This window comes from Ruegeria sp. CH8 (genome assembly GCF_056536985.1).
The window spans coordinates 1-1174 of sequence record NZ_JBQFQR010000078.1; the positions used below are offsets into that span (position 1 = coordinate 1).

1 protein-coding gene is annotated in these 1174 nt (G+C 51.4%); it reads left to right on the forward strand.

Annotated features, from left to right (window positions below; genetic code table 11):
• Positions 1 to 99 precede the first annotated feature (99 nt).
• A complete protein-coding gene (locus ACR0ER_RS25580; RefSeq protein WP_480771271.1) occupies positions 100 to 738 on the forward strand; it encodes a helix-turn-helix transcriptional regulator in 639 nt (212 codons plus the stop codon).
• Positions 739 to 1174 lie beyond the last annotated feature (436 nt).

The following is a 1174-nucleotide window of genomic DNA, read 5'->3' on the forward strand; positions in this document are numbered from 1 at the left end:
AGAATGTCTTCGTCCGAGTATCGCTTCCGAGCCATCCCTTGTTCCCCCTTCTCGGCCAAAGTAGTGGCACAATTTTAGGGGGCAAAGACATACCACCCAATGGACGAGTTGGATAACGGTGCGACGGGAGAGTTCGGTTGTGCCCTGCTGTATTGGACAATGTGCGAGTGGTTTGACCTTGCGGACGCAATCACCGAAGTCCAATTCGCGCATAGGCCTATTCTGGAGCTTAATCTGTACGAAGAGTTCTTCGGAACAAAAGTAACCTTTGAACAAAAAAGAAATACGCTGGTCATGACCAATGATGCGTTGGACAGGCCTAGCCGGCTATCCAGTAAACCACTGCACGATTACGCGCGGACACATCTGGAGCGCATGAACAATGAGAATGGCCTCTCGAATCTGGGCATCCAGGATCTGCAGAAAGTACATGACGCAATTTGCGAGAATGCCGCCGTTGGCGAATATGGCGCTGTGGCTCTTGCGGAAAAACTGCACCTCAGCCTGAGATCTCTGCAAAGGCTCGTTGGCCAACACGGTAAGGAACTGCGTGAAATGCTCGAGGAAGTTCGTGAAGCGAATGCTAAAAGACTTCTCGCGAACCCGGACTTGAGTATCGATACGATTGCTCAGTTGCTGGGGTACTCGGACGACCGAGCGTTTAGACGGTCTTTTAAACGTTGGGCAGACCAATCACCTTCGCAATATAGGATCACGCGCAAAGACAATGTCTATTGAGCGCGATTTCATTGCGACCCTGTTGCAATTTCTCAGCCTGATGAACAACCACAGGATTGAACTTGAAAAGGCGTCGACGAAAACTGTGTTGCGTGCGGAGCCTACACTTAAGCAATTTTGGTTCATCTAACAATCGGTATGAGTCAGTACCTCTGTTAGACCACCCCGCCAAAAGTATAAGCCGTCCGAACATGTCGCGGCATCGGCCAGATTGGGCTCACTCCGGACCTGAGCCGCAAGGGATTAAATGGCAGCGAGGGGCTCGAAGCAGTCATCGGTCGAGTTCTGTCGGACTTACGGTTTGTCCCGACGTGGCCATTGGCAGTTATGCGGTCAAAACGGTTCTGTCGCAAACTCTACCGCACCTGTCAGACCGAACGCAGTTCTGTTAACGCGTGCTGGGACATGACAGGAGCAAACCGTGACGATCTCATTT

What these genes read in the sequence shown, in the direction of transcription:
- ACR0ER_RS25580 (WP_480771271.1), top strand. Translation starts at nt 100, where the DNA reads ATGGACGAGTTGGATAACGGTGCGACGGGAGAGTTCGGTTGTGCCCTG.